The 24,005-nt window shown below is 51.4% G+C and carries 16 protein-coding genes; 14 read left to right on the top strand and 2 right to left on the bottom strand.

What is annotated here, in order from left to right:
* Positions 1–2: 2 nt before the first annotated feature.
* Both ACXYMU_RS02770 and mscL read right to left on the bottom strand, forming a co-directional pair.
* Positions 3–890, bottom strand: a complete 888-nt coding sequence (locus tag ACXYMU_RS02770; protein WP_458984823.1) for a DUF3078 domain-containing protein — start codon at positions 888–890, stop codon at positions 3–5.
* Between the two features lie 78 nt (positions 891–968).
* Positions 969–1,418 carry a large-conductance mechanosensitive channel protein MscL gene (mscL, locus tag ACXYMU_RS02765; RefSeq protein WP_458984822.1) on the bottom strand — a complete coding sequence of 150 codons (450 nt, stop codon included), beginning with the start codon at positions 1,416–1,418 and terminating at the stop codon, positions 969–971.
* Between the two features lie 176 nt (positions 1,419–1,594).
* Here mscL and ACXYMU_RS02760 point away from each other — a divergent pair, with 176 nt between their 5' ends.
* From ACXYMU_RS02760 to sov, 14 genes are all read left to right on the top strand, one after another.
* Positions 1,595–2,377 carry an enoyl-CoA hydratase/isomerase family protein gene (locus ACXYMU_RS02760; protein WP_458984821.1) on the top strand — a complete coding sequence of 261 codons (783 nt, stop codon included), beginning with the start codon at positions 1,595–1,597 and terminating at the stop codon, positions 2,375–2,377.
* Positions 2,378–2,413: 36 nt separating this feature from the next.
* A complete protein-coding gene (locus ACXYMU_RS02755; RefSeq protein WP_458984820.1) occupies positions 2,414–3,907 on the top strand; it encodes a lipopolysaccharide biosynthesis protein in 1,494 nt (497 codons plus the stop codon).
* Positions 3,908–3,925: 18 nt separating this feature from the next.
* A complete protein-coding gene (gene dut / locus ACXYMU_RS02750; RefSeq protein WP_458984819.1) occupies positions 3,926–4,375 on the top strand; it encodes a dUTP diphosphatase in 450 nt (149 codons plus the stop codon).
* 112 nt (positions 4,376–4,487) lie between these two features.
* Positions 4,488–5,495 carry a sugar phosphate nucleotidyltransferase gene (locus ACXYMU_RS02745; protein WP_458984818.1) on the top strand — a complete coding sequence of 336 codons (1,008 nt, stop codon included), beginning with the start codon at positions 4,488–4,490 and terminating at the stop codon, positions 5,493–5,495.
* Between the two features lie 3 nt (positions 5,496–5,498).
* Positions 5,499–7,271 (top strand): tetratricopeptide repeat protein, encoded by a 1,773-nt coding sequence (locus tag ACXYMU_RS02740; RefSeq protein ID WP_458984817.1) that lies wholly within the window; start codon positions 5,499–5,501, stop codon positions 7,269–7,271.
* On the top strand, positions 7,264–8,016 hold the full coding sequence (locus tag ACXYMU_RS02735; RefSeq protein ID WP_458984816.1) for a DUF4292 domain-containing protein: 753 nt from the start codon (positions 7,264–7,266) through the stop codon (positions 8,014–8,016). The genes ACXYMU_RS02740 and ACXYMU_RS02735 overlap by 8 nt, the downstream gene beginning before the upstream one ends.
* 75 nt (positions 8,017–8,091) lie before the next feature.
* Entirely contained in the window at positions 8,092–9,327 is a 1,236-nt protein-coding gene (locus ACXYMU_RS02730) for a murein hydrolase activator EnvC family protein (protein WP_458985222.1), read from the top strand.
* A gap of 848 nt (positions 9,328–10,175) precedes the next feature.
* Complete coding sequence (locus ACXYMU_RS02725) at positions 10,176–10,394, top strand: Sec-independent protein translocase subunit TatA/TatB (RefSeq protein ID WP_458984815.1); 219 nt, start codon at positions 10,176–10,178, stop codon at positions 10,392–10,394.
* Positions 10,395–10,422: 28 nt separating this feature from the next.
* Positions 10,423–10,641, top strand: a complete 219-nt coding sequence (locus ACXYMU_RS02720) for a Sec-independent protein translocase subunit TatA/TatB (RefSeq protein ID WP_458984814.1) — start codon at positions 10,423–10,425, stop codon at positions 10,639–10,641.
* A complete protein-coding gene (gene gatA / locus ACXYMU_RS02715; RefSeq protein WP_458984813.1) occupies positions 10,638–12,074 on the top strand; it encodes an Asp-tRNA(Asn)/Glu-tRNA(Gln) amidotransferase subunit GatA in 1,437 nt (478 codons plus the stop codon). The genes ACXYMU_RS02720 and gatA overlap by 4 nt, the downstream gene beginning before the upstream one ends.
* A gap of 8 nt (positions 12,075–12,082) precedes the next feature.
* The gene (locus tag ACXYMU_RS02710; protein ID WP_458984812.1) at positions 12,083–13,636 is read left to right on the top strand and encodes a lytic transglycosylase domain-containing protein; all 1,554 of its coding nucleotides are present in this window, start codon (positions 12,083–12,085) and stop codon (positions 13,634–13,636) included.
* Between the two features lie 252 nt (positions 13,637–13,888).
* A complete protein-coding gene (locus ACXYMU_RS02705; RefSeq protein WP_458984811.1) occupies positions 13,889–16,162 on the top strand; it encodes an NADP-dependent malic enzyme in 2,274 nt (757 codons plus the stop codon).
* Entirely contained in the window at positions 16,163–16,753 is a 591-nt protein-coding gene (ruvA, locus tag ACXYMU_RS02700) for a Holliday junction branch migration protein RuvA (RefSeq protein WP_458984810.1), read from the top strand.
* Positions 16,754–16,769: 16 nt separating this feature from the next.
* On the top strand, positions 16,770–23,969 hold the full coding sequence (sov, locus tag ACXYMU_RS02695; protein WP_458984809.1) for a T9SS outer membrane translocon Sov/SprA: 7,200 nt from the start codon (positions 16,770–16,772) through the stop codon (positions 23,967–23,969).
* The last annotated feature ends 36 nt before the right edge of the window (positions 23,970–24,005 follow it).

Below are 24,005 nucleotides of genomic sequence, written 5' to 3'. Positions count from 1 at the left end.
TTTTATTCAAAATTATAGGAAAGCCCGATGCCCAAAGTCTGCTTCATCTGTAGCCTCGGGCCGCGCCCGTCCACCATGCCATCGTCGTTTCGGTCCACGTTCACCTTTACGTCATCGTCATAGATCATGTGCACAAAAAGGGAGGCGGAGATAAATTTGTTCACCTTAAAGTTCACAAGGTTCTCCAAAGCCACGTCTACGTTCTGCGGGTTGCGCAGGTAGTTGCTGAATAGGTCCAGTTTGGTTTGCAGGATAACATTCTTCATCACCTCGTTTCTGTAGCGGATGTTGACATACCCACCAAACTCTTTGCGAAAGTGTTCGCCTGTGCCCGGGATAAGGTTGCCTTCGATGTCCGTCTCAGCGCGCTTCACACCAAAAGCGCCTTGGTCAGCAAGAAACTGGCTTTGCACCACCGTGAACTTGCCCGTGAAAGGCGAGAGAAAGACGGATAGCTTTTTATTGGGCTTGTAATCCATACCAATGGAGGTAAGCATATAGGCCGGCGCAAAAAAACCGGACACCAGTGTGTCGCGGGTAATGGTATAAGTAGGCGTGAGCTGCGTTTTCAGGTTGAACTGCCCCGTATAAAACCACTTCTCTGAGGCCCGGTGTCCGTACTTGAGGTTCATCTCCAACTTGTCGTCACTTTTCTGCACGCGCCTCCCTTCCACTTTCACAAAGCCATACGTCAGGTCCAGGGAGTTGTTCCAGGTGTTGTGGCCCTGCTCGTAATTGGCAAACAGGCCCACAATGCCCAGCACCGAAAGCGAGTTGCGCCCACCTGCCGCCCAGTTACTCAGACTTACCTGGCTAAAGTTAACGGTCCCGACGCCGCCAAGGTCCCAGACTTTGGTGGTGTCCGGAGCAGGGGCCTGCGCTACTGCCAAAGAGGTAAAGCCACTAACAAGAATAAAAACAAAAAGAAGCGCTCTAGTAAAGAATGAAAACATCAACAGTAGACTCGGTTAAACAATTTTATTGTCGGCGGCAGCATTGGTCGTGCCATCCTGGCCTTTCAGCAGGTCGCGGATTTCACCCAGTAGTACTTCCTGCTTGTTTACGGCAGGTGCAGGCTTGGCTGCCTCTTTCTCACGCACGCGGTTGATGGTGCGCACCAGCAGGAAAATAGCAAAGGCAATAATCAGGAAATTGAAGACTGCCTGTATAAAATTACCGTAGTTAAGCGTGACAGCGGGCTCTATTACCTCGCCGCCTTCTACCACTGCCTGGCGCAGCACCAAGTGCAGCCGGGAGAAGTTGACATTACTCACCAAGAGGCCCAGGGGCGGCATAATGACGTCATCGACAAGAGACTTTGTGATGCCGCCAAAAGCAGCGCCAATCACTACACCAACAGCCAGGTCAATGACGTTCCCTTTGACTGCGAATTTCTTGAACTCAGAGAAAAATCCCATAGTTTGGTTAGGTATCTAATGGATAATGAGGCACAAACTTAGCCATAATGGCCGACTTTGCCCAACCCTATTGGCGCCGTCCCGGTGGCTTAGCACCCAATCATACTTTAGGGAATGAAGGAAATCGCTATATTTGCAAAAGAAAAAAATTGGTTTTAACCGGATTTTACTAACCTATGGCTACATTCAATAACCTGCTACTGCAAGAGGAGAACGGCATACTAACCGTAACCATTAACCGTGCAGACAAGCTGAACGCCCTGAACGTCGAGACGATTCAGGAGATACGCCAAGCCATGCAACAAGTGTATGACGACAATGCCATCAAAGGCGTAATCATTACGGGGGCCGGGCCGAAGGCATTTGTAGCCGGAGCCGACATAGCAGAGATAACAGAACTGAGCGAAGTAACGGCCCGCAGCTTCTCGGAGCGCGGCCAGGAGGTGTTCAGCATGATTGAGCGTTGCAACAAGCCCGTTATCGCGGCCGTGAACGGTTTTGCGCTTGGCGGCGGATGCGAGTTAGCCATGGCCTGCCACATACGCATTGCCGCGGAGAACGCACGTTTTGGGCAACCAGAGGTAAACCTGGGCCTTATACCAGGCTACGGCGGTACGCAGCGCCTGACCCAACTGATTGGCAAGGGCAAAGCGATGGAACTGATGATGACCGCCGACCTGATCTCGGCGACAGAGGCCCGTGACCTTGGCCTGGCAAACCACGTGGTAGCGCCCGATGCCCTGATGCCTTTCTGCATCGAGATGCTGCAGAAAATTATGAGCAAAGCCCCGCTTGCCATTGGCCTGGTGATTGAAGGCGTGAACGCCGTGTATAACAAAGACGAAAATGGCTATCAGACCGAGGCGAACGCCTTTGCCCGCTGCTGCTCCTCCGAAGACTTTGTAGAAGGCACCAACGCCTTTTTAGAGAAGCGGAAGCCTAACTTCAAAGGCAATTAAGCCCAAAACTTCTTTCTTGTTTCTCAAACAGATGCCATGAGTATAGCCAAGAAATTGGTAGGGCAAACTGCGGCCTATGGTTTAAGTAGCATCGTAGGCAGGGCTCTCAATTACCTGCTTGTACCACTTTATACTGCCGTGTTCCTCCCAGAGGAATATGGGGTAGTCTCGTATTTGTACGCCTTCGTTGCATTCTTCAATATCCTGTACACCTACGGGATGGAGACGGCATTCTTCAGGTTTGCAAACAAAGAGGGCGCTAACAGGCAAGCGCTTTACAGGCAGGTAATGAGCATTATCATCTGCTCCAGCGCTGTGTTCTCTGGCATACTCATCTTATTTTCGGGGTCTATCGCAGCACACTTGGGCAGTATGGCATACAAGCCCTATGTCGTATGGCTCGCCATTATTTTAGCCGTGGATGCCATTGTAGCCATTCCTTTTGCCTGGTTACGCCTACAGAATAAAGCTGTTAAATTTGCCGCTATCAAGCTTTCGAATATCCTGTTTACAGTTGGGGCCAACATGTTCTTCCTGGTATTGTGCCACGATGTATACCAGGGCGATTACTTACAGCAACTCAGGCCGCTGGTTCTACACATCTATAACCCAAACTTCGGTATCGGCTACATCTTCCTGATCAACTTGGTTGCGAATGCACTGCTAATCCCTATGCTTTGGAAAGAAGTCTCTTTGTTCCGGTTTGAGCTGAACAAAGAGTTGCTCCAGCCAATGCTTGTATATGCTTACCCGCTGCTTTTTATGGGGCTTGCAGGTATGGTGAATGAGGTAATAGACAGAATTTTACTGGAGGAATGGTTACCTGAAAGCTTTTACCCAAACCACAGCAACATGGCCGCGGTGGGTATTTACAGTGCCTGCTACAAGCTCTCTATTTTCATGACGCTGGCGATCCAGGCGTTTCGGTATGCGGCTGAACCTTTCTTCTTCTCTCAGGCTGAGGACAAGAACTCCCCGCGCACATTTGCCCAGATCATGAAGTGGTTTGTCATAGCCTGTGCCTTCATATTCGTGTTCATCTCGGTGAATTTAGAGGACTTTGCCCTTTTACTCCGAAGCGCTTCTTACCGCGAGGGGATTATGGTGGTACCGGTGCTCTTGCTTGCAAACCTGTTTTTAGGGGTCTACTACAACCTGTCGGTATGGTTTAAGCTAACGGACAAGACAAAGTACGGCACGTATATCAGCTTCGGCGGCGCAGCGATCACGATCATTTTCAACCTGCTGCTCATACCCGTGCTAGGGTACATGGGCTCGGCTATAGCTACCTTGGTTTGCTATTTCATTATGGCCCTGGCCAGCTACCTGCTAGGCGATCGGCACTACCCGATTCCCTACCCCGTGAAGACAATACTGGGGTATATCCTGTTCGCCGTCGTGTTGGTGTGGCTGGCACTTGAGGTGGAAATAGCGAATTACTGGGCGCGGCATTTATACCACCTGGGCATTTGCCTTGCTTTCGGAATTGTGGTTCTGCTGCGCGAACGCCTTAGCTTTCTTAAAAATTAATTATTATATTAGAAGATAATGCACAAAAACGAACTTCCCGTAAGTGTTATTAACAAGTCGAAGCACGATCTCCCGGCTTATCAAACAGACCACTCAGCCGGTATGGACCTGCGGGCAAACCTAGAAACGCCAGTTACGTTGAAACCACTGCAGCGCGCCTTGATCCCGACAGGCTTGTATATTGCCCTGCCGGAGGGCCACGAAGCACAGATCCGCCCACGCAGCGGGTTGGCTTACAAGCACGGCATCTCGATCGTGAACAGCCCTGGCACCATAGACGCAGACTATCGCGGAGAAATAAAGGTACTGTTGGTGAACCTCTCAGACCAGGAGTTCGCAGTAGAGGACGGCGAGCGGATTGCCCAAATGGTGGTGGCCCGTTACGAGCGTGTGGCATGGCAGGAAGCGGAGGCGCTCACGGATACTGTGCGCGGCGCGGGCGGCTATGGCAGCACCGGCACGAACTAAGCATAGGAGCATTGCCCGAGCACTAGCCCCGACTATATTTTGAGTTAAATAGATAAACCATAGCTACAGCAGCCAACCTTGCTGTAGTGTAATTTAAAATCAGTATAAAACTATGAGAATAATCATACCTATGGCCGGTATGGGCAAGCGTATGCGCCCTCACACGCTAACAGTACCGAAACCGCTTATCCCGATTGCCGGAAAGCCGATTGTGCAGCGCTTAGTAGAAGACATCGCTAAAGTTTGCCATGAGCCTATCGAGGAGGTAGCGTTCATTATCGGCCACTTCGGAGAGAAAGTGGAGCAGGATCTGAAAAAGATTGCCGAGGCCGTTGGCGCCAAAGGCAGCATCTTTTACCAGGAAGAAGCCCTCGGTACGGCCCATGCCATTCTATGCGCACAAGAGGCCTTGAAGGGCAAAGTAGTGGTGGCGTTTGCCGACACGCTGTTTAAAGCCGACTTCCAACTCGACACGGACGCTGATGGCACTATCTGGGTACAACGCGTAGAAGACCCGCGTCCGTTCGGCGTCATTAAACTGAACGAGAAGAACGAGATTACTGACTTTGTGGAAAAGCCGGAGCACTTTGTGTCGGACCTGGCCATTATCGGTATTTACTACTTCCGCGACGGCGAGTACCTGCGCAGCGAACTGCAGTACCTGCTCGACAACGACATCAAGGACAAAGGGGAGTTCCAACTGACCAATGCCCTGGAGAACATGAAGAACAAAGGCACCACCTTTATACCTGCCGTGATCTCTGAGTGGCTGGACTGCGGAAATAAAAACGCAACTGTTTATACTAATCAGCGCTATTTAGAGTATATAAAAGACGAGGAAGGCCTGGTGGCCGCATCGGCGCAACTGGAGAATACGGTTGTTATACCCCCGGTGTACATTGGCGAGAACGCACGCATCACTAACTCTGTGATCGGACCGCACGTTTCTATCGGAAACAACACCAATGTGTACAACTCTGTGGTAAGCAATTCAATTATTCAGCAAGACACTTCCCTAAAAAACGGGAATGTAACAAACTCAATGATGGGCAACTTTGTTGTGTTTGAAGGCCGCCAGTCTGACCTCAGCCTCGGCGACTTCAACACGCTTACAGAGTAGACCATGACCACATTCAGAAACTTTATACTAGCCACCTGCTGCCTGTCCTTTATAGCGGCTAGTGATGGCAACGCTCAATCTTCAAAAAAGAGAAAAGCAAAATCCGCTTTGCCCACAGAAGCCCTGGCTGCCCCCACTGCTGAGCAACAGCAGCCATCGGAGCGCGACAGGCAGGTGAGCGAGGCTTTGTTTCTGGATGGAATGAAATATTTTATGCTGGAGGACTATCAACAAGCCCTCCAGCTTTTTCAAAAAGCCTATACCATCACCCCCAACAACGCAGCACTTAACTATAAGATCGGGGAGACATACCTGCAGCAGAAGAACGCCGCTGCCGCCATGCCCTTCGCCAAGGCTGCTGTGCTGCTCGATAAGCAGAACCCCTATTACTACCTTTTAGTAGCGCAGCTGCATACAGGCCAACAACAGTACGATGAAGCTGCCCAGGCTTTTAATGACCTGTTGCGCAACGTCCCCAACTCTGAGGAATACCTTTTCAACCTGGCTGATTTATACCTCTCCCAGTCACGCTTTGAAGATGCGCTGAAAACGTATGAGCGCATTGAAAAGAAGTTTGGCGAGATGGAGCAGTTGCTCGTGAACCGCCAGCAAATATACCTTCGCCAGAAAAACCTGGAGAAAGCCATTCAGGAAGGCAGAAAGCTATTGGCTGCTAACCCCACAGAGGTACGTTATTTCCTGGCGCAGGCAGAGCTCCTGAACGCTTCTAAGCGGCCCGATGAGGCGATTTCAGTGCTGGACAAAGCACTTCATTTGGAGCCCAACAACCCCTTCGCACACCTGATGCTCTCTGACCTGAACCGCCAGAAGGGTAACAAACAGGCAGCCGAAGAAGAAGTAAAAACAGCTTTTTCAAGTCCGGAACTGGACATCGATACGAAAGTGCGTATTCTGGTGGATTTTATCCGGCAATTGCCAAACCCCGATATTGAAGGTGTGGCATTGGACCTGGCCGACCTAACCATCAACACACACCCTAAAGAGGCAAAGGCCTACGCCGTGGCCGGCGACTTGCAAACCATTGTCGGGAAAAAGGCGAACGCACGTGACAATTATATACAAGCTGTAAAGTTTGATGATTCCCATTTTAAGATCTGGCAGCAGATTGTGCTCTTGGATGCCGAGCTATCAGAAGCTGAGGCCATGGTGGCACACTCGGAGCAGGCTCTGGAGCTATTCCCGAACCAGGCAGTGTTCTGGTTTTACAATGGCACCGGCCACCTGATCACGAAGAGTTTTGAAAAAGCCGTGAAGTCACTGGAGCACGGCAAGCGCTTGTCAGCGGGCGAGCCGGAGCTGCTTGCACAGTTTAACATGCAGTTGGGCGATGGGTATAACTCGATGAAGGCCCACGCCAAGTCTGATGAGGCCTATGAAGCGGTACTGGCACACGATAAGGACAATGAGCATGTGCTTAACAATTACAGCTATTTCCTGTCGTTGCGCAACGAGAAGCTGGACAAAGCCATTAAAATGGCGGAGCATTTGGTGAAGCTGCATCCCACCAACCCCACTTACCTGGATACGTATGCCTGGGTGCTGTATAAAAACGGCAACTATACCGAGGCACGAAAGTATCTGGAGCAGGCCGTAGCTATATCAGACGATGCCACTATTGTAGAGCATTATGGCGATGTGCTCTTTAAGCTAGGCAAGAAAGAAGAGGCCGTGAGCCAGTGGCAAAAAGCCAAGCTAAAGGGTGAAGCCTCCGCCTACATCGACAAGAAGATCAAAGACAAGAAACTTTATGAGTAAATCCCTTTTGCTTTGCCTGCTAGGGCTTTTTATGCTGGCAGGCTGCAAAAAAGAGGCTGTGCCCACTACTGCCTCCGCTACCACCGAAAACATTGGCACCGTAGCCGTGCAGAACTTTGATTTTAACTACCTCAGCTCCAAAGGCCAGATCACTTTAAAAGATAACAACGACAACCTCTCCTCCGGCGTTTCTATCCGGATGAAGAAGGATAGCGTGATCTGGGTATCTGTGCAGCCGGGCCTTGGTATTGAGGCCGCTCGCATGATGCTGACACAGGACTCGGTTTTTATGGTAAACCGGCTGCAGAAGGAGTATGTGGCGGCAGACTATAGCTTCCTGCGTAACAAGCTGCAGGTGGATGTGAGCTTTGATTTGCTACAAGCTATTTTGTTAGGCAATTACCAGGCACAAGGCACAGAGAAAACCATGACTGAGGGCGACCTGCAACATGTGCAGCAGCAACGCCAGCATCTGAGCTTCGATTATTTTATCGGGCGACTTAACAGCAAATTGCAGCAGTTGCAGGTAAAAGATACCCATACAGGCAACACCATCACAGTGAAGTATAACGACTTCAGTAATGTAGGCCAGGTGGCTTTTGCCCATGCGCTGGCTGCGCAGGTGCTTCAGAAAGGCCAGGTATCGGACTTTAACCTCAGCCACAGCCGCCTTGCGGTTTCTGATGAAAAGCTTTCATTTCCGTTCAGCGTGCCAACCGATTATAAACGCCTCGCACTGAATTAAATCTTTGAGGCCGTTGGTTCTTCACTTATAGATTTGCCATATTTGTAAATTCAGAGTTGAAGAACCACCCTTGTGATGAACGCCCTTTACAGATTCGCTTTTTTTATACTGCTGCTGTGCCTCCCCCTGGCTACCCAAGCCCAGAAAAAAAAGAGCAAGGCGCAACTTGAGCGAGAGAAAAAAGAAAACCTCAGCCGCATAAAAGAAGCCAATCGCATCCTAAAGCAGACCAAGGAGCAGAAAGAAGCCTCTATTGGCCAGTTAAATGCGATCAAGGAAAAAATAACGGTTCAAAAGGGCGTTATTACAAACATCTCACGCGAGATCAACTACATCGAGTCTGATGTGAAGGAAACAGAGGGTATGGTAAGCTCACTGCAGAACGACCTGAAACAGCTGAAAGAAGAATACGCGGTAATGGTGTATGCGGCCTCTAAAACGGCAAACAGCTACAACAAGCTCATGTTCCTTTTTGCCTCCGACTCCTTTAACCAGCTGGTGCGGCGCCTCCGCTACCTGCAGCAGTATACCGATGCCCGTGAAAAGCAGGCAGAGCAAATCAACAAGGTGCAAACCGCGCTATCCGGCCAACTGGCCGTACTCGAATCTAAGAGAAGGCAGAAGCAGAGCCTGCTGAGCAAGCAGGTAGCCGAGAGCCAGAACCTTCATACCCTTCGGCAACAGCAAGACAGCGTGATAACCCGCCTGAGTAAACAGGAGACGGACCTGAAAAAAGAAGTTGCCGCACGCCAGGAGTCTGTCCGAAAATTGGACAGACTGATTGCTGACATTGTGCGGGAGGAAATTGCGCGGGCTGCCCGTGCCGCAAGGGAGGCCGGTAAAGCGTCGAGTGGCAGTGCCGGCAAAGTGACGCTTACCCCGGAACTAGCGTTGATTTCTTCTTCTTTCTCAGGCAACAAAGGGCGTTTGTCCTGGCCAGTTGAGCGGGGATTTGTGTCTCAGAAGTTTGGCCGCCATAACCACCCGGTGCTGAAAGGGGTAGTAGTTGAAAACCATGGCATTGATATCCAGACGGCTCAGGGAACCAATGCTCGCGCTATTTTTGAAGGTACCGTGCTAACGGTGGCTTCGGTGCCCGGCATGAATAACATTGTGATGGTGCAGCACGGCGATTACTTTACCGTTTACGCCAAGCTGCGGACGGTGAACGTGAAGCCAGGCCAGACAGTGAAGTTGAAAGATACGATCGGTACGATCTATACAGATGGTAACGGCACAACAGAGTTACAATTCCAGGTATGGAAAAACCAGCAAAACCTGAATCCGGAAGGCTGGATCGCACCTAAGTAAACATTGCCCCTCCTTAACTTCTTTCACTTACTTTTCAGGGCCTTGCAAGGTGTTTTCTGTGCAAGGCCAAGCTTTCGTATACAACATCAAATTGATGGTTTTGGTGATAGCAGTACCTTGCTATTTTGAGTATGGCCCCTGGCTTGGGTTGGAGGGAGTGTTTAACAACGGATAAACACTATTTAAGGGACGAACGAAAAATGGGCAAAACCCTATAAAATAAAAAAACACCCCACAGTGCAGGGTGCCTTTCCAAGCTATGAAAACAAACTTAATATTTTATTTATATGCAGACTCAATTGGTCTACAGTCAATTCCGATTCAAATGTACGTATTAATACGAACTATTGCAACATGCATGCAACAACTTAAAGTATTAATCAATTCCTCTATTTCTATACTGCTATTTAATGAAAAGGTTATATTCTAAATCACCTTTATTAAAAAAACACTTAAGGCATCCCTAAAGTTGCTTTTTCTTATAATTTTCGCGCCATAAGCGCAAGCAGCGTAGCCACAGCAAAGAACGATTTGTTACGTAGCGCATTTGTTCCTGAACAAGCGGTGTGCCAAAACACAGTAATGCGCTAAACGGTTGATTTACCGCATACTTCTTTTTAAATTAGAACTCCGCGTTCCCACACATGGAATAAAAAGCGCGCTTTTTTCCAAGTTCGGGAGAACTGCCCTGCAATTGTGGTATAAGGCAAATTGCTTTCCCGTTATCGTTTTGCGAAATAGAGAATATTTTCTGGCAGCTTTATAGGAGTTTAAACTAATCTAGTAACTTATGGGTTAATTTAGAATATTAACTCTAATTTTGTAGCATTCATTTAAACCTGAAAAAAATGAGTATCAACACTATTTTCTTATTTCTAGGAGGCCTTGGAGGCACCGAAATCCTGCTGATTCTTTTTGTTATCCTGCTCCTTTTTGGCGCTAAGCGTATCCCTGAACTTGCCAGAGGTATGGGACGCGGCATCCGTGAGTTCAAAGATGCTACAAAAGAGATCAAGAACGACATCGAGAGTTCTGTGAACGACGACACCCACAGAACAACCAAGTAAGCAATATCATAAAGCTTTTACAGCTGGTATGTACGCTGGTACTGTGCTTCTTTTCCTAGGGGACCTTGGAGGAGGAGAAATGCTTGTTGTTTTAACAGCAGTGCTAATGCTGTTTGGCGCAGACAAAATCCCTGGTATCGCCCGCTCTTTTGGGCGTGGTATGCGGGAGTTTAAGGATGCGACAAACGAAATCAAAAACGAACTTGAGCAATCCATCAAAGACGACAAGAAGTCAAAAATAGATTGAGAAATTATAATTCGCTTCACGAAATCCGGGCTGCATTTGCCGAAGGGCAGGTATCATGCCGGCAGTTGGTAGAACATTACCTCCAGAACATCAAGGAAAAAGCTGAATTGAATGCTTTTTTAGAGGTGTTTGAACAGGAGGCCTTTACCCAGGCAGACATCGTAGACCATAAAATCGCGAATGGCACTGCCGGGAAACTGGCAGGTATGGTGATTGGTATTAAAGATGTGCTTGCCTACAAAGGCCACAGCCTGCAAGCCTCCAGCCACATGCTGCAAGGCTTCAAATCGTTGTACACTGCCTCGGCAGTGCAGCGCTTGTTACAGGAAGATGCTATCATTATCGGCCGACAGAACTGTGATGAGTTTGCCATGGGCGCCTCAAACGAGACATCCGCTTTCGGGAACGCCCTGAATGCAGACGATACCTCGCGCGTGCCGGGTGGCTCGTCAGGTGGCTCAGCGGTTGCCGTTCAGGCAGACCTCTGCCTTGCCTCTATCGGCTCAGACACTGGTGGCTCTGTGCGTCAGCCTGCGTCGTTTTGCGGTGTGGTGGGTGTTAAGCCTACTTACTCCCGTATTTCGCGCTACGGCCTGATTGCCTATGCTTCTTCTTTCGACCAGATTGGGGTAATTACCAAGAATGTGCCGGATGCCGCGCTGCTGCTGGAAGTGATGGCTGGCCCTGATGGGATGGATAGCACCGCCAGCGAGCGTGAGGTGCCTCCGTACAGCGAATTACTGGACACCGACAAGCAGTATAAAATCGGGTATATCAGTGATTGCTTCGAAAGCGAAGGCCTGAACCAGGAGGTAAAAGATGCGATTCTGGGCGTGAAGGAAATGCTGCGTGATGCTGGCCATCAAGTAGAGGCTGTAGACTTTCCGTACCTCGACTACATTGTGCCAACTTATTATATCCTGACAACGGCGGAAGCCAGTTCTAACCTGGGCAGGTATGACGGCGTGAAATATGGGTTCCGGTCAGAGAACGTAACGGACCTTACCTCGCTTTACAAGAAAACCCGCTCCGAAGGGTTTGGCCACGAAGTGCAGCGCCGCATCATGTTGGGCACGTTTGTGCTAAGCGCAGATTATTATGACGCCTATTATACTAAGGCACAGAAGGTGCGTCGTTTAATAAAAGAGAAGACTGATGAACTGCTTCAGTCCTATGATTTCCTGATTTTGCCGACGGCCCCGACAACGGCTTTCAAAATAGGCGAAAACACAGAGAACCCGTTGGCCATGTATCTGGCCGACATCTTTACAGTACAGGCCTCTCTGGCAGGCGTTCCGGCTATTTCTATACCAGTTGGCCGCGATGCCAACGGCCTGTCTATCGGATTGCAGCTAATGGCCCGTTCGTTTGAGGAAGCTAACCTGCTTGCTTTCTCAAGTCAGATTCTGGACAAGATAACCGTTGAAGCATAGATAATGCCATGACCAGTACAAAATTACTTACATTGCTAACGGCTGTGGTCTGTAGCGTTTGGGCAAACGAAGCCCGCGCTTCCGGCCACGGCCGTTTGCTTGAACTGCCCTCGGTTTCGGGAGACTCTCTTGTAAAAAAGCAAGCCACTACCCCTGTGCTTACGCCAGAGGAGGAAGCCTTGCTGGTGGAGTTTATACCCAATGAGCCAAACGACCTGATCGCTGACAGGCTGAGCTGCATCGAAACGGAGATTCCGCTGGAGTTCAACAGCTATGTAAGGAATTTTATAGACTACTTCACCATCCGGAACAGGAAGTACATGCGCACCATGCTCACGCGCGAGAACGTGTACTTCCCCATGTATGAGGCTTACCTCAAGAAGCACAATATGCCAATGGAGTTGAAATACCTCTCCATCGTAGAGTCTGGATTAAACCCCAAGGCCCAGTCGCCGGTAGGCGCTGCGGGGTTGTGGCAGTTCATGAAACCAACTGCCAGCGATTTTGGCCTCAAGTACGACCAGTACATCGATGAGCGCCTCGACCCGGAGAAATCCACGGATGCCGCTTTGCGCTTCCTGCGCCGCCTGCACAAAAGCTATGACGACTGGGAACTGGCGCTTGCTGCGTATAACTGTGGCCCAGGCAACGTGAACAAAGCCATCCGGAAAGCAGGCGGAGGCAAAAAGACCTTTTGGGAGATTTTCCCATACCTGCCAAAGGAAACACGCGGCTACATTCCGTCCATGACGGCCGTGATCTATGCCATGAACCACGCCGCCGACCATAACATCTTCTCCGATTCTATTCTATACGAGCCAGAGGTGGCTTATATGGATATAACCCAGGAGGTGGATATAGACAAACTGGCTCAGGAACTGCATATCACAAAGGCACAGCTTATGGCCTTAAACCCCGAGCTAAAGCAAACGACTATTCCAAAGCACTTACGCTATAAACTGCGCATACCCGCGGAGCGCGCCGCCCTTTTGGCTGCCACCGAGGACAAGAGTTGTATCATGTTGGCATCGGCCCCTAGCCTGGCGCCAATCCGCAAGCGAGAACCTGAAACGGCTCCTGTGATGCTGGCATCTGCTAAAAAAGAGCAGCCGGTTGAGAAGGCAGAAAAGCCTGCCGAAAACAAGGTTGCGAAAAAAGAAGCTGAGCCTGCGGACGAAAAGACATTTTACACCGTGCAACGCGGCGATAACCTGACCCAGATTGCGTTGCGCCATCAGGTAACACTGTCGGAACTGAAAGAGTGGAACAACCTGGATGATAACAGTATCCGCCCTGCCCAGAAACTGGTGATCTATAAAAACGGTGCTGCCACAGAAAAGCAGCCTGCCGTACTTGCCTCCACTGCAGAGCCCAATACTAAAGCAAAAGAGGCCAGCAAACAGATACTGGAAACAGAGCAGGTGATACACCATGTACAGCCCGGCGACACGCTCTGGAACATTTCCCAGCGGTATAACGGCATTACCATTGAGCAAATCAGAAAGCTGAACAAACTGAAATCAGACAACCTAAAACCTGGCCAGAAGCTTATTTTGAGCTAAGTGCCATACCATCATACGTCTAGAAGCACCTTCGGCCAGAAGGTGCTTTTTGTTTATAGGGCGCCAAGTAAAAGCCGCAGACTTAAAAAAAACACAAATGCTATGTGCTAAACTCCTGCACCGCTTATCTTTGACGTCTCAATTTGTATAACCCGTATATTCTTGTAAAATTAGCTTTTAGCCGAAATTACTTACAGGCACGCCGCATTGCTAAATCTTCGGCCTGTACCCAATACTTACTACTCACAGATTATGATAAAAATCAACAAAGAGGATGCCTTGAATTACCACATGGATGGTAAACCCGGAAAAATTGAGGTGATCCCGACAAAGATGGTCAGCACGCAGCATGACCTGGCCTTGGCTTACTCCCCTGGTGTGGCAGAACCCTGCAAGGAAATCTTCGCTGACAAAAGCAATGTCTATAAGTATACTGCCAAGGGAAACCTGGTGGGTGTTATCTCAAACGGAACCGCTGTTTTAGGCTTGGGAAATATCGGTCCGGATGCCTCAAAGCCAGTGATGGAGGGAAAAGGCGTGCTGTTTAAGAAATTCGCCGGCATCGATGTATTTGATATTGAGATCGACTGCGAGGATCCAGACGAGTTCATCCGCATTGTTAAATCTTTAGAACCCACGTTTGGAGGGATCAACCTGGAGGATATCAAAGCGCCGGAGAGTTTCAAGATCGAGCTGGCGCTGAAGCAGCAGATGAATATCCCGCTGATGCACGACGACCAGCACGGCACGGCGATTATCTCTGCTGCTGCCCTGCTGAACGCGCTGCAGATTACGGATAAGAAAATAGACGAGGTGAAGATGGTGATGAGCGGTGCGGGTGCCGCTGCTATTGCCTGCGCCAAGCTATACGTGGCCTTGGGCCTGAAACTGGATAACCTGGTGATGTTCGACAAGGACGGTATCATCCGGCCGGAGCGCAACGACCTCGATATTTACCGTGCGCAATTCGTGACGACGCGCAACATCCATACGCTGGCGGAGGCCATGGAAGGTGCTGATGTGTTTGTAGGCCTTTCGGCGGCAAACGTGCTGGCACCTGAGTTGGTGAAAACCATGGCGCCGGACCCCATCATCTTTGCTCTCGCCAACCCTGACCCAGAGATTGCCTACGAAGCAGCAATGGCCACCCGCGAGGACCTGATCATGGCGACGGGCCGTTCGGACCATCCGAACCAGGTTAACAATGTATTGGGTTTCCCATACATCTTCAGAGGCGCCCTGGATGTGCGCGCCACCGAAATTAACGAGGCCATGAAACTGGCTGCTGTACATGCCCTGGCAGCTTTGGCGAAAGAGCCGGTGCCCGATGTAGTGTTAAAGGCTTACAGTGACACGACCATCAATTTCGGCCGCACTTACCTTATCCCAAAACCCCTTGATACCCGCCTGATTACCACTATATCGCCGGCGGTAGCGAAGGCCGCCATGGAAAGCGGCGTGGCTGGCAAACCTATCACTGATTGGGAAGCGTATGAGCTGGAGCTTAAAGAACGCATCGGCATCGACCAGAAGCTGATGACGCGTATCACCAACCAGGCCAAGAAAGACCCTAAAACGGTGGTGTTCACGGAGGCCGACAACTACAAAATCCTGAAGGCAGCCCAGATCGTGAAAGAGCAGCGGATTGCCAAGCCGATCCTTTTGGGCAACAGGGAGAAAATAGAGGCGATTATCGCTGAAAACAATATGGACCTGCAGGACGTATCCATCATCGATCCGTTTCTGGAGGACGAAAAACGCGCTACTTACGCACAACTGCTGTTTGAGAAGCGCCAACGCAAGGGCCTGACGCTGTTTGATGCGAATCGCCTGATGCGCGACCGCAACTACTTCGGCAGCATGATGCTGAACAGCGGCGAGGCAGATGCACTTATCTCAGGCTTAACCCGCGATTATTCCAAAACCATTACCCCGGCACTACAGGTAGTGGGTGTAGAGGAAGGCATCAACAAGGTGGCGGGTATGTACATTATCCTGAGCCAGCGTGAACCGTTTTTCTTTGCAGATACAACTGTAAACCTGAACCCAACCGCCGACGAATTGGTTGACATTATCGGCCTGACAGCGCGTACAGTGCATTTCTTCGACACAGAGCCGCGTGTGGCCATGCTGTCCTACTCCAACTTTGGGTCGGTGCGGGGCGAGGTGCCTGACAAAGCAGCGGAGGCAGTGCGCAAGGCCAAGGAGCGCTATCCAAACCTGCTGATAGACGGGGAGATGCAAGCCAACACAGCCCTGAACCGTAACCTGCTGCGCGAGCATTACCCGTTTAGCGAGCTGGCCGAAAAAGGAGCCAATACACTGGTGTTCCCTAACCTGGAGTCGGGCAACATCGCTTATAAGATATTGCAGGAAATCGGAGGAGCAGAGGTAATCGGGCCAGTGCTGATGGGAATGAAAAAGCCGGTGCATATTCTGCAGCTGGGCAGCTCCATCCGCGAGATCGTGAATATCGTATCTATCGCCGTGGTGGATGCACAGAACTATAATAACCAGCATATATAAATGATAGCTTACATCGATGGTAAACTAACTTATAAAGATCCCACCTACGTTATTCTGGACGTAGGCGGGGTTGGTTACCAGGTCAAGATTTCGCTGAGCACCTATGCGTCGTTGCCAGATGGGGAGCGCTGTAAGCTGCATACCTTCCTGCATATAAAAGAAGACGCGCATACGCTATACGGCTTCACAACCGGCGCTGAGAAGGACTTGTTCCTGCTACTGATCTCGATTTCAGGCGTAGGCCCCAATACCGGGCTCATGATCCTGTCGTCGCTGTCGGTGGATGAGGTACAGCAGGCCATCCTGCGGGAGGATGTGCGCACCATTCAGCATGTAAAAGGTATCGGGGCGAAAACGGCCCAGCGCATCATTCTAGAACTAAAGGACAAGGTGAAGAAGGAGGCCATGCTAACTGATTCTCTGGTGCCAGCCGCTGCGCACAATACCAACAGAGCTGAAGCGTTATCTGCTTTAGTAACATTGGGCTTTGCTAAAAACGTGGCTGAGAAAACTTTAGATGCGATTATTAAGCGCGAGGGAGGCAATCTGAGTGTCGAGGAGTTAATTAAGTTTGCGTTGAAGTCTTCATAAGAGAACATATCCTATTTTGATCTGGAAGAGTAAAAAAAACAACCTGCTGTGGGCGACGGTTGCTACTATTTCTATGCTGGGCTGGTGGTCACAGGCGGAAGAATTGCGTTCTACAAGGCGCTTCAGGCACACCATTCTGCATAACCTCCTGCAACAGCAGGACACCACACAAACCGACACTTCCAAAGTTCAGAAATATATCCCAAGCCGGCGGCCCACGTTTGTGCCCTCCGACCGACGCGGCAGCCCTTTCGGCACGCGCCCCAGTACCTCCCCCCTGTTGCTTGGCCAGCCGAGCAGCCTGAAGCTAAACGTAGAGTTGGACGACTCTCTGCAGCAATACAACATCAGCGAGACGATTGGCGAAATAAACTACCGGCCGCCTTCCACCATGTCGCTCCGTGAGTTTTCGGAGTGGCAGCAACGGGAGGCGATCCGCAATTACTGGCGGGCTAAATCCGGCGGGTTGGATGGCGAAAGTGTGGTGAGCAGCAACCGCCTTATCCCGAAGCTATACATCAGCCCAATGTTCGACCGCATCTTTGGCGGCAACTACGTGGATATCCAGCCGAATGGTAACGTGTCGCTGAAATTTGGTGCGCGCTTTAACCGCAACGAGAACCCGAGTATACCCCTTAGCCAGCAGCGCACCGGCGATTTTGACTTTGAGCAGAACATCTCCCTGAACCTGGTTGGCCAGATCGGGGAGAAAATGCGCCTTAACTTCAACTGGGACAACAACGCCAACTTCGACTTCGAGAACAACATGAAGCTGGACTACACCGGCTACGAAGAGGAGATTGTGCGCAAGGTGGAGGCCGGTAACGTGAGTCTGCCCCTCAACAACTCCCTCATCACAGGCGCTCAGAACTTGTTTGGTATTAAAACCCAGCTGCAGTTTGGCCGCCTTGGGGTAACAACCATTGCCTCCAGCGTGCGGGGAACCAACGATGAGGTGGTGGTGCAGAATGGCGCTCAGAACCGTCGTTTCTCCATTCGGGTAGATCAGTACGATAATAACCGCCACTTCTTCCTGTCGCAGTTCTTCAGAGGGCGTTACAACCAGTCGCTTCGCAATTTGCCGCTTGTAAACTCGGGCATCGTGATTCGCCGCCTGGAGCTATACGTCACCAACAACAACCGCTCTACCGAAAACCTGCGCAATATGGTCGCCTATATGGACTTAGGCGAAGCAGACCCTTTCCGGGACCAGTTTGAAAGCGGCAGACCTGCCTCTGCCCCTGCCGACAATAGTGCCAACACACTGTATGGCCAAATTGCCCGGAACAACACAGCCCGTAACAACTCGCAGGTAGATGGCTACCTAAATAGCCTTGGCTTACAGAAAGGCACCGACTTTGAGCACGTACGTGCCCGCAAGCTCGACCCGAGGGAGTACAAGTTCAACCCACAGCTAGGTTATATCTCACTGAACACAGTGCTGCTGCCCGACCAGGTGCTGGGGGTGGCATTTGAGTATACCTACAACGGCAAGACGTACCAGGTAGGAGAACTAGTGGATGACTACCAGAACCTGAACGCCGAGCAGGTGATCCACATGAAGCTGTTGCGCGCCACAAACCCTTCGCTGCAGTTCCCTACCTGGGACCTGATGATGAAGAACGTGTACAGTCTGGATGCCACGCAGCTCAACCGCGAGAACTTCCAGCTACAGATCATTTACAAGGACGATGAGACCGGTGTTGACATCACCAGCATCAAAGAGCCTAGCCCTATCCAGAACATCCCATTGGTAGAGGTGATGAACCTGGACAACGTGAACACGAACAACGATAAACCCAGCGACGGTAACTTCGACTTTCTGTCGGGCATTACCATCGACCCTGAGTCCGGCCGTATCTTCTTCCCACAGGTAGAGCCCTTTGGCGATTACCTGGCCGAAAAACTGGAAGGCCGCCCGGAACTGATTCAGAAGTATGTGTTCCAGGAGCTGTACGACCAGACCCAAACGGATGCGCAGCAGAACAACGTAAAAGCCAAATTCTATATAAACGGACGCTTCCAGGCTTCTTCCGCTGATGAGATCATGTTGCCGGGCTTCCGGATTGCAGAGGGCTCCGTGGCGGTATACTCTGGGGGCACGCGCCTGGTGGAGGGCACCGATTACCAGGTGTTCTACGACTTGGGCCGCATCAAAATCCTGAACCCAAGCTATATCAGCTCAGCCAACGACCTGCGGGTAACTTACGAAAAGGCCGAATTACTAAACATACAGCCCCGCACCATGCTGGGTGCCCGCTTCGACTATCGCCTGAACGAGGACATGAACTTCGGGGCCACATTGTTGCATATCAACGAGCAGGCATACATTAACCGCGTGAGCATTGGCGACGAGCCGACAAATAACACTATTTACGGTTTCGACGTGAACCTCCAGAAAGAGTCGCGTTTCCTGACGAAGATGACGGATGCGATTCCGCTGATTCAGACGAAGGAGCCTTCGCTGGTAACTTTTAGTGCTGAGTTTGCCCAGCTATCCCCTGGCAAGACACAGTCTGCTGGCAACGATGACGGCGCTTCTTATATCGATGACTTTGAAGGATCGGAGACACCGTATAGCCTAGGGGGCTTTAACAACACTAATTGGCGTTTGGCTGCCACGCCGGCTCCGCTCGTATCTGGCCCGGGCCTGCAATATTCGTACAACAGAGCCAAAATCGCCTGGTATACCATCGACCAGATCTTCTACCGCAACAGCGACAACCTGAAACCCGATAACATCGGCAAAGAGCAGCTCAAAAACCAGTATGTTCGCCCGGTAAGGCGCACGGAGGTGTTCCCGGGCCGCGATGCCGAGACGTCCAATACCTTTGAATATACCTTTGATGTGGCTTATTACCCAACTGAGCGGGGCCAGTATAACTACAACCCAGACCTGACGCCTGCCGGCAACCTGGCGGGCAACCCGCGCAATAACTGGGGTGGCATTAGCCGCGACATTGCCTTCGACACCGATTTCGACAACGCCAACATTGAGTATGTGGAGTTCTGGCTGCTCGACCCTTTCATTACAGGACCTAACGGGCGCACCGATGCGCAGGGCAACCCTGTTAACAGCAACGAGGGTGGCGAGCTGATCCTGAACCTGGGAAACATCTCCGAGGATATACTGAAAGACAACGAGTATGCCTTTGAGAACGGCTTGCCTACGGGCGCGGGCGACACGCAGAATCTGGCAGAGACTATCTGGGGCCGTGTGACGCAGCAGCAGTTCCTGACCGATGCCTTCTCTGCAGTGCCAGGCGCGCGCAATAACCAGGACGTAGGTTTGGACGGCTTGAACAACGCAGCAGAAGCAACTTACTTTAAGAACAGCTTCCTGGACCGTATACCGGGCACACCGCCGCAGACTATTCTGGACGACCCTTCGGCGGATAATTTCAGGCATCACCTCGACCCGTTCTACGATCAGCAGAACGCCGGCATCCTGGCCCGTTACAAGAACTATAACGGCATGGAGAACAACTCCCCGGAAGACAGCCGTTTCGCCAACTACGCCTTTCCGGACAAAGAGGATTTGAACCGTGACAACGTCATCAACGACCTGGAGCAATACTACGAATACAAGATCAACCTGAAGCCGGGGCAGTTGGCGATAGGGCAGAACTACATTGTGGATGCGGTACGCAACGAGGATAATAACGCCACCTGGTACCAGTTCCGGATTCCGGTGCGCCAGCCCACAAACGCGGTGGGTGGCATCAACGGTTACAAGTCCATCCGCTTCATGCGGATGTACCTCACGCAGTTTGCCGACCCGGTGGTGCTCCGCTTTGTGCAGTTCCAGTTTATCGCGAACCAATGGCGCAAGTTTGAGCAGCCAATTACCGACGGCACGCCTTGCCTGACCTGTACCGATGATGCACGCAGCTTCACGGTTTCGACAGTGAATATTGAGGAGAACGGCCAATTGGTAGAAGGCCTAAACAACACGCCTTATGTAGTGCCGCCAGGCATCGACCGCCTCCGCGACTACGCCTCCACCAACGACCGCCGCCAGAACGAGCAGTCGCTTCAGATTTGTGTGGAAGACCTGAAAGACTCATTCTCCAAAGCGGTGTTCAAGAATATCTCGCTCGACATGCTAATTTACAAGCAGCTGAAGATGTTCCTGCACGCCGAGTCCACTGACCCTTCTACCAAGGATGGGGATGTACAGGCTTTTATCCGCATCGGCACCGACTTTACCCAAAACTACTACGAGTACGTGGTGCCGCTGAAACTGACCCCGATGGGAAGTAGCGATGTGCGGGCTATCTGGCCGGAAGGCAACCAGATTGAGATTGCCCTGCAGACACTGGTAGATGCCAAAGTAGCCCGCAACAGCGACCCGAACCATAAATTTATTTATGTGCCTTATGAGGTCCGGTTGGAGGACGGTAAGGTTATCCGGGTGGTGGGTAACCCAGATTTCAGCGAGGTAGAAGGCATCATGATCGGGGTGCGCAACCCACGCGAGCCGAACGGCGACAACCGTCCGCACTCCGTTTGTATCTGGGCCGATGAACTGCGCGTGACTGACTTCCGAAACCAGAACGGCTGGGCTGGCAATGCCCGCCTGAACACCAAGCTGGCTGACTTTGCCAACCTCACGGCCACCGGTGCCTATACTACCATAGGGTTTGGTGGGCTGCAACAGAAAATTGCCCAGCGCGCCCGCGAGAACACGGCTTTGTTTGATATGAGCGCTAATATTGTGATGGATAAGTTCCTGCCGCAGAAATGGGGTATAAGAATACCGCTCACCCTTCAATACGGCACCCTGCACAGCGAACCGCAGTTTGACCCGCTGGATAAAGACGTGCCGCTGGAACAATCCTTGCGAAAATTCGAGTCAGACGCAGCCCGCAGGGAGTACCGCAAAGAAGTGACCACCCGCGAGACACGGCGCAGCATCAGTTTGCTGAACGTGCGCAAGGAACGTGTGGACCCGGAGGCGAAAGTGCGCCTGTATGACGTGGAGAACTTCTCGTTCTCTTACTCCTACGCCGAGCGCATCTTCACCAACATCGAAACAGACCGCGATTACAGCAAAACCTATACGGGCGGAGTGGCTTATACCTACAATAACACGCCGCGCAATTATACCCCGTTTGCCAACGTAAAAGCCTTTGACTCGCCTTATTTCCGGTTGATTAAAGACTTTAACTTCACGCTGGTACCGAGCCGTTTCGCGGTGCGTGCCGACCTGAACCGCTTCTATAACGAGGTGTTCCTGCAACGCCCTGACCTGGAAACGAGGATGATCACCACGCGTGGACTTGCCCCAACGTTTCAGAAGTACTTCTTCTTCAACCGCATCTACGACATGCGCTGGGACCTGACCAAAAGCCTTTCACTGGATTATACCGCCACTAACCGGGCGGTGGTAGACGAGCCATACGCCCGCATCAACAACGAGATTGACTCCCTGCAATACAAGAACAAGGTTATCTGGGATAACCTGCTGGACGGGGGCCGTAATACCAACTTCAACCAACTGGTGGCCTTAAACTACAAATTGCCTTTGGACAAGTTCCCGATGACAGACTGGCTTAGCGCCGAGACACGCTATGCCGCTACCTACATCTGGACAGCCGGTTCCACAGCCCTGAACCAGGATACCACCTTCCGGTTGGGTAATACCGCCGAGAACAGCACAGAGTTCAGCTTGAACGGCAAGGTTGATATGGTGAAGCTGTATAACAAGGTCAAGTTCCTGAATGCCGTGAATTCGCCAACGCCAGCCCAGCCGGTTGCCAGACCCATACCGGGCGATACCGCCGCCGTGGCCGAAAAGCCCAAGGCAGAGCTGAAAGCGCTGAAGTCGTTAGCCAGGTTGCTGATGATGACGCGCTCGCTAAACGTGGCTTACCTGGAAAACCGCGGTTCGATGATGCCGGGCTACCTGCCTACCTCCTCTTACTTTGGCTTCGACGATGCCTTTGAGGCGCCGGGCCTGCCGTTTATACTAGGCAAGCAGTATGAACTGAACCAGCTTTACAACCGTGCCTTCGCCAATGGGTGGTATACCGACAGCAGCCAGTACCTGAACACACCGTTCAGCGCCCTAAACACCGAAACGTTTACAGCGCGCGCCAACCTGGAGCCGTTCCGTAACTTTAACATCCAGTTGGATGCCCGCCGTACCCGCTCTGTAATTGACGAGGTGTTTTTCCGCAAGGAGTTTGATGATTTCGGAGATATCAGCGATGTGGACAGTCGGCAGAACCCGTTTACCTCTGGCTCGTTCAGCACCTCCTTCCTGGCACTGGGCACCATGTTCGAATCCACGAAAGACGGCACCTCCGAGGCGTTCAATAACTTTGTGCGCTACCGCCACCAGGTACGCGACAGGCTAACCGCGGCCAACGAGTTTGCCGGTGACTCTGGCTATACCACTAACTCGCAGGAAGTGCTCCTGAAGTCGTTCCTGTATGCCTATCAGGGCCGCGACATAAACGGGTATGAGGCGAAGGCCGAGAGCCCGTTCAGCCGCCTGCCTATCCCGAACTGGCGCGTAGACTACAATGGGTTGGAAAGGCTGCCGATCTTCCAGAAATGGTTTAGCCAGATCAATATCTCGCATGCCTACAACTCTAGCTACAACATCACCAGCTTCAGCACCTCGCTCATCTACGACCAGGAGCCGACTGGCTTCCCGACGCAGCTCAACGAGTTCGGGCGGTTAGAGCCTTACTACATTGTAAACCAGCTGACGGTAGTGGAGCGCCTCGCCCCGCTGTTGGGGGTGAACTTCCGCACCAAGACCAACCTGACGGGCCGCATCGAGTATAAGATCGAACGAAACCTGTCGCTGAACCTGACCAACGCCCAGGTGACGGAGACAAACGTGAAGGATTATGTGATTGGGTTTGGCTACAGCACCAATAACTTCCGCATACCGTTTAAGATTGCAGGTGAGCGCAAGGTGCTGGACAACGAGCTGACCATGCGCCTGGACCTGTCGGTGCGCGACAACCAAACCGTGCAGCGGGCCATCTCGACGGATGACCTGCAGGTAGAGCGGGTGCAGAACCAGATCACCAACGGCACGCGCCAACTACAACTGCGCCCTACCGTAGACTATGTGCTGAGCCAGCGTGTGAACCTGCAGTTTTATGTGCTGCGCACCGTTTCAGACCCTAAAATCTCCACCTCGTTCCGAAACAGCGTAACAGAGGGTGGCGTGCAGTTGCGAGTTAGTTTGCAATAAAGTTTTCGCATTGCAAAAAAGACCGTAATTTTGAAA

This window comes from Pontibacter sp. CAU 1760 (assembly GCF_054482735.1).
Note: the sequence above shows the minus strand (reverse complement) of the source record. Positions and strands in the feature narration are given on the sequence as shown.